The following is a 5,119-nucleotide window of genomic DNA, read 5'->3' on the forward strand; positions in this document are numbered from 1 at the left end:
TGGAGCGCCTCGACCCTGGCGGCCCCGACGATCTGCTTCTGCACCGCCAGGCCCCGCTCCAGTCGCCCTGCCGGTGGCGGTCGCCCTGCTGCTGACCGCGCTGCTGTTCCCGCTCACCCGGCAACTGCGCGCGTCGGGCCTGCGGGCGATCTACGCCACCTGGGTCACCATGCTCGTCGCCTTCGCCGTGCTGAGCGGGACGGGCTGGATCATCGGAGTGCGGGCCAACGAGGAGTTCCCCGGCCTGGTGACACAGGTCAGGCAGACGGCCAAGACGGTGGAGGGCTGGCTCTACGCCGGCCCTCTGCACGTGAAGCCCGTTCAGCTCAGCGGCTGGGTGGACGAGATCGCCAAGCTGGCCACCGAGCGGCAGCAGCAGATCACCTCGACGGTTCTGGCGGGGACCGTGGTGGTGGTGGAGGTGCTGGCCTCGATCGTGCTCCTGCTGTTCGTGACGTTCTTCCTGCTCAAGGATGGCGACCGGATCTGGTCCTGGTTTCTCAAGGGGTTCGGCCGGATGGCGCCGCGGGTCGATCGGGCCGGGCGGACCGCCTGGACCACGCTGTCGCACTACGTGCAGGGCACGGTGGCCGTGGCCGCAGTGCACGGCGTGCTCATGGGTGTGGTGCTGGCCATCATGGGCGTCCCGCTCTGGGCGGCGCTCGCCGTACTGATCTTCCTGGCCAGCTTCATCCCGATCGTCGGCATCCTGTTCGCCGGTGCGGTCGCGACGCTGGTGACGCTCGGCGCGAAGGGTCCGATCTACGCGCTGATCTTCATCGGCATCCTGGTCGTCGAGCAGCAACTGGAGAACCATGTGCTCCAGCCGATGATCGTCGGCCGGGTGCTGCACTTCCACCCGCTGGCGATCATCATGGTGCTGGCCGTCGGCGGCATCCTGGCCGGGATCGCGGGCGCGGTCGTGGCCGTGCCGATCACCGCCATCCTCTATCGGGCCGTACCCGAACTCTTCAAGGACGATCCGATTCCCCTCCCGGCAGGACCGGCCCCAGAAGCACCGGCGCAGGCCGTACCTCCTGGGAAGGAACCTGAGCAGAAGGACTGACGGGCTCGGAGGCGAGCGCTCCTGCAGCCGATCATCGACCTGCGCGGCCAAGCAACGGCCAGCCCACCGCAGGCAACAGATGGCGCGGACCAACGAGCCGAGCGCCGGTGAATCGGCGACGTCTGACCTACCGATCGCGATCGGACAGTGGTCATGGAGAGGGCCGGCGTGTCAGCCCAAGGCCGTGCGCGCCCAGCCGAGCGCGGCGGCGGGATCCATCCCGTGCGGGATGCGGTCGGTGGGGGTGTAGCTGAGCCACTGGTCGATGAGCCGGCCCAGGTGTTCGGGCACGTCCGGGGTGAGGTGATCGGCGGGTTCGGGCCGGGTGCCGGCTTGCATCAGGTGGCGGACCTGCAGCAGGTCGGCGTCGGCGCCGACGGCGGTTTCGAGCTCGCGTCGCAGCGGCGCCAGGCCGGTCAGCAGCCAGTAGGCCAGGGCGCCGACGCCGTACAGGTCGGACAGCGTGCTGGGTGCGGCGTCGGTGACGCCGAGTTGCTCGGGGCTGGCGAACCACTTGGTGCCGCCGGGGGACACCGTGGAGACACTCTTGCCGGCCCGGTGCAGCTGAGACATTCCCCAGTCGATGATCCTGATGTTGGTGGGGCCGTCCAGCACGATGTTCTGCGGCTTGATGTCCAGGTGGATGATGTTGCTCAGGGCGGCGGCCTGCAGCCCGGCCAGCACCTGGCCCAGGACCTGCAGGCCCCACTGCAGCGAGACGCCGGCGCCTGCCCGCTGTTGGAGGTGGAGGTTGAGGCTGCCCGGCTGGTAGAGGGGCGAGATGAGGTAGACCGCCTGGGATCTGTGGTCCTGGCCGGAGTCGATGATCTGCCCGATGCTCGGGTGCTGCAGTCGCATGCTCCGTACTTCCCGCAGAAAAGTGCGGAACCGTTGGGGGTCGTTGTTGGCTTGGTGGAACACCTTGGCCACGACGGTGGTGGCGGGGGCTGCGAGTTCGTAGGCCTTGTACAGGGTGGCCATGGCGCTGGCGTCGGCGTTCAAGGGGGCGTAGATGCGCCAGCGGTCGTTGAGCACCATGATCGGCGCGGGGCCGTCGCTGTGGGCGGGTGCGGGCGTCGGCTGCGTGCGCTGGTCCGCCTGGCTCCTGCGCCGCGGCAGGTGCCGGCTCCGTGCGCGCTGCAGCGTGGCCGAGGCGATGATCTGGGCTGAGGTGATGATCTGCTCGGCGTCGGAGCGGGCCTGGGAGATGATCGCGGCGGCCTGGATCTGGGCTTGGTGCAGCACCTGATGGCGCTGCCGGTCCAGCTCGGCTGTTGCCACGGCGGGAGGACAAGGGCGAGGCCAGGCGGTCGTCCCACTGCCGGCTGGGAGAACAGACATGGGCGCACCGGGTCTCAGCGCGCTGTCGCGGGGCCGGACCCAACGCCGCCCGTACCTCTGCCCGTACCCGTGCCGGTGCCCTTGCCGGGGATGGTGCCGTACATCGGGAAGCTGCGGTCGAGGTCGGTGAGGCGCAGCACCTTGGCCACATGTGGGCGGGGGGCGGCCAGGCCGAGGGTGATGTTCAGGGTTCTGGCCTGGTGTTGGACGGCGATCAGGACGCCCAGTCCGGCTGCGTCGCAGAACGACACCTCGGACAGGTCGAGGATGAGCAGGCTGGTGCTGTGTTGCAAGGCGCGCAGCAGGCGTTCGCACACCGTCTCGCGGGTGGCGAGGTCGAGCTCGCCGCGCAGGTGCACGATGGTGGCGCTGGCAGGGATGGGCCACAGACCCGCCCCGAGGTGGGGGTGGAGGGTGTTCATGAGGTGCTCCGATCGAGGGCATCACGAGATGCCGGCACCGCGGGGGTAGGGCTTCGCGATGAGGTCGAATGTGGTCGGTGACTGGGCTGCTGTCACGTCCTGGGCAAGTGGCCGGCGGCACCACGCCCAGGGGATCCCTCGGGGCCGGAGGACTCATGAGTGAGCTGGGCCAGGCGTGGGTCAGCCGGGGCGCGCCGGCGCCTGCCGGTGGAGACCGGGCGTCTGGTGCCAGTCGGTGAGCTCGAGCAGGCGTCGCATCTGTGGAGGCACCGACCGCAGGGTCAGGACACGGTCGCCGTCGCCGTCGTGCAGAGCGGCTGCGGCGCCGACCAGGGCGCGCAGGGCAGCCGGTGTCGATGAACGTCAGGCCGCTCAGATCGACGCAGAAGCCGTTGCTCGCCGTCGAGGCCACCGCTCGCCTCAGGGCGGGCAGAGTGGCGCGGTCGAGCTCACCTCGATCCGCAGGCCCGCGAGATCGACGAGTGGGGTGATGCGCAGGAGCTGGTCGGCTGCCGTGTCAGGCGTCAGTGAGACAGGTGTGAGGGGGCCGACCGTGTCCGCAGTGTTCATGCTGGCTCCTGTGGGCGGGGGAGTGCGGGCTAAGGTGGCCGCGGGTGTGAGGCGGTCATGAGCACGTCGCGCTGGGGTTGGCGTGCGTGGAGCAGTCAGGTGCGATGACTTGATCGTCCAGCGGGCTCGACGAGGCGGAAAGCAGCAATCTGCGCCAGGCTTATCAGCAACCGTGCTCACCGGCCTGACAGCGGTGTCGCGATCAGAGCGGTTCTGACGGCTGCACCGTTCGTCGTGTGTTGTGGGAACAGGCTGGTCTCCTGTTGACCGCAGCCCGGCACTTGGCGCAAGGGCCAGGCCTGTGGTGGGCAGGACGGGATCGGACAACACTCGGAGCTCAAGGACGGCACGGTGAATGATGTTGAACGCTCGACCTCCGCGGTGGCCGGATCCGGACGATGACATGGATCAGGCCCTGGCCGACGTCTTGAGGGCGCTCGCCACAGCCTCGCGTGCACTCGCCTTTCAGAACGCGATGAGCATGGCCTGCCGCGGTGACCGGCAGCGGCTGGCCGTCTGTCTGGAGGCGATGACGCCTGGTCAGCTTGTTGAGGTGGCCGCTGCCGCCCGTTTGCTCAGCGCGGCGGCCGATCAGGCGCTCGCCCGGAGGGATCCGTAACGGGTTGTGCAGTCGCTGGCCAGAACGCGTGATCAGGACGCGTGGTCGCCGCTGGCGAGCTGTTGAGTCTGTCCGCCTTCGTTGTCCCAGCCGGCCAGGCTCAGGTCCTGCTCGGTGGTGGTGTCGGCGCGCCGGAGACGGCCTGGCACTGGTGTTACGTCCACGAACGGACCGTATGAGCGACATCTTCCTGCCCCGGCGCACGCTCATCAGTCCCGGTGATAACCGGCGCTGCCATTGCTCGTTTCCCCGTATCAGGCCAGGGCGGACACTGGGACTCCAAGCCGCCTGAGCGCGGTGCATTCCTCCTACACGCGGTCATGGCTGCCGGGCAGACGGATCCATGGGCTCTGCCCGGGCGATGACTGACCGGAGCGGTGAAGGGACATCACGATGCGCCTCGGTAGAAAGATCAGAGACAAAGCGCAAGCCGTCAAAGCCTGGACCAGGCAGCGTTTGGGCCGCGTCACCGGTAACCAACACCAGCAGGTCGCGGGTAAGACCGATCGGGTCGTGGGCAATCTGAAGCAGGCCTGCGGGAAGGTCAAGGACGCCTTCAAGCGCTGACTCTCTTCGGCAGGTCATCCGGTGGATCCAGGCCGCAGCTGGTCCCGCCCCCCGGATAGCGCCGAACTACCCGCGCACCTGTGCGACTCCTTGTCTCCCATCGCCTCCGGCACTCCCCAGGCACTGACGAAGATGGAGGTAGAACCGATGCGCATCGCTTCGATAGTGCTGATCCTGTGGCTGATCGCCGGCGCCGTCGCCGCGGGCCAGCGCGGCTACTACACAGGACCGGTCGAGAACTGCAATCAGGTGGCCACGATCGCAGTGACGATCTTGGCAGGTCCGCTCAACTACTTCGGCATGGACCCGAAGATCGCCTGTCAGACACCTCAGCCCAGCAAGTAACGTCAGGGCCGCCAAAGCCGCGCGAGGATCTAAAGTGCCGGAAGAGGCTCATTATCGGCGCCGCCCGATCGGGAAGGGGTGGCGGGCATGGAGCTGCGTCAGCTGCGCTATTTCGTGACGCTGGCCGAAGAGTTGGCGCCCGTGGAGGTCAAACAGTGGCCCAACATGTGGCGCTACTACTCGATGGCC

General features: G+C 68.3%; 8 protein-coding genes. 4 read left to right on the forward strand and 4 right to left on the reverse strand.

The genetic code is table 11. From position 1 onward, the window contains the following. Positions 1–73 precede the first annotated feature (73 nt). A complete protein-coding gene (locus AB0J64_RS56645; protein WP_364046924.1) occupies positions 74–1,066 on the forward strand; it encodes an AI-2E family transporter in 993 nt (330 codons plus the stop codon). A 171-nt stretch (positions 1,067–1,237) separates the two neighbouring features. On the opposite strand, the gene AB0J64_RS56650 is transcribed toward AB0J64_RS56645, so the two are convergent. From AB0J64_RS56650 to AB0J64_RS56660, 3 genes are all read right to left on the reverse strand, one after another. Next, positions 1,238–2,347, reverse strand: coding sequence for a protein kinase (locus AB0J64_RS56650; protein WP_364046928.1), 1,110 nt, complete (start codon positions 2,345–2,347; stop codon positions 1,238–1,240). 74 nt (positions 2,348–2,421) lie between these two features. Continuing rightward, entirely contained in the window at positions 2,422–2,829 is a 408-nt protein-coding gene (locus AB0J64_RS56655; RefSeq protein ID WP_364046931.1) for an STAS domain-containing protein, read from the reverse strand. 420 nt (positions 2,830–3,249) lie between these two features. Next, positions 3,250–3,399 (reverse strand): hypothetical protein, encoded by a 150-nt coding sequence (locus AB0J64_RS56660; RefSeq protein ID WP_364046934.1) that lies wholly within the window; start codon positions 3,397–3,399, stop codon positions 3,250–3,252. Positions 3,400–3,802: 403 nt separating this feature from the next. Here AB0J64_RS56660 and AB0J64_RS56665 point away from each other — a divergent pair, with 403 nt between their 5' ends. Then, positions 3,803–4,018: a hypothetical protein gene (locus tag AB0J64_RS56665; protein WP_364046937.1), complete on the forward strand. Its 216-nt coding sequence runs from the start codon at positions 3,803–3,805 to the stop codon at positions 4,016–4,018. A 32-nt stretch (positions 4,019–4,050) separates the two neighbouring features. On the opposite strand, the gene AB0J64_RS56670 is transcribed toward AB0J64_RS56665, so the two are convergent. Then, positions 4,051–4,182, reverse strand: a complete 132-nt coding sequence (locus AB0J64_RS56670) for a hypothetical protein (RefSeq protein WP_364046940.1) — start codon at positions 4,180–4,182, stop codon at positions 4,051–4,053. 229 nt (positions 4,183–4,411) lie between these two features. Between AB0J64_RS56670 and AB0J64_RS56675 the strand changes: the two genes are divergently transcribed. Both AB0J64_RS56675 and AB0J64_RS56680 read left to right on the forward strand, forming a co-directional pair. Beyond that, entirely contained in the window at positions 4,412–4,585 is a 174-nt protein-coding gene (locus AB0J64_RS56675; RefSeq protein WP_364046943.1) for a CsbD family protein, read from the forward strand. Positions 4,586–4,732: 147 nt separating this feature from the next. After that, positions 4,733–4,930, forward strand: a complete 198-nt coding sequence (locus AB0J64_RS56680) for a hypothetical protein (RefSeq protein WP_364046946.1) — start codon at positions 4,733–4,735, stop codon at positions 4,928–4,930. Positions 4,931–5,119: the final 189 nt, after the last annotated feature.

The organism is Nonomuraea sp. NPDC049695, from assembly GCF_040674955.1.
Taxonomy (GTDB): Bacteria; Actinomycetota; Actinomycetes; order Streptosporangiales; family Streptosporangiaceae; genus Nonomuraea; species Nonomuraea helvata.

Excerpts from the sequence above, each read along its gene's own strand:
- AB0J64_RS56675 (WP_364046943.1), top strand. The coding sequence starts at position 4,412 with ATGCGCCTCGGTAGAAAGATCAGAGACAAAGCGCAAGCCGTCAAAGCC.
- AB0J64_RS56680 (WP_364046946.1), top strand. The coding sequence starts at position 4,733 with ATGCGCATCGCTTCGATAGTGCTGATCCTGTGGCTGATCGCCGGCGCC.
- AB0J64_RS56660 (WP_364046934.1), bottom strand. The coding sequence starts at position 3,399 with ATGAACACTGCGGACACGGTCGGCCCCCTCACACCTGTCTCACTGACG.
- AB0J64_RS56665 (WP_364046937.1), top strand. The coding sequence starts at position 3,803 with ATGGATCAGGCCCTGGCCGACGTCTTGAGGGCGCTCGCCACAGCCTCG.
- AB0J64_RS56655 (WP_364046931.1), bottom strand. The coding sequence starts at position 2,829 with ATGAACACCCTCCACCCCCACCTCGGGGCGGGTCTGTGGCCCATCCCT.